Consider the following 248-nt stretch of genomic DNA (forward strand, 5'->3'; position numbering starts at 1 on the left):
TGGTATTAGAGACGCAGTGAATTTAGGCAGAAGTATTATGCAAGTTACTGAACCAGGTAACCGGCAAATGGCTCTTCTGCTTGATTTTTTGACTCGTCGCGATATGCAGCTTGACAGGGTGCCTTCAGCAGAGCAATCACGCCTAATACTAAGAGAGATGTTCAAAAATCAGCGTTTGGATAATCCTGCTACGCAAGATCTGAATGCCAACGCATTGCAGATTCAGCGCTCGCTAAATCAAAGAAATC

At 44.0% G+C, this 248-nt stretch carries 1 protein-coding gene; it reads left to right on the forward strand.

What is annotated here, in order from left to right:
* Positions 1-67: 67 nt before the first annotated feature.
* The coding region (locus tag ACZ3HH_RS30885; RefSeq protein ID WP_465810500.1) for a hypothetical protein at positions 68-248 on the forward strand (181 nt) is incomplete at its 3' end.

The sequence above is a fragment of the Pseudomonas sp. PME37.24/025 genome (assembly GCF_055556615.1).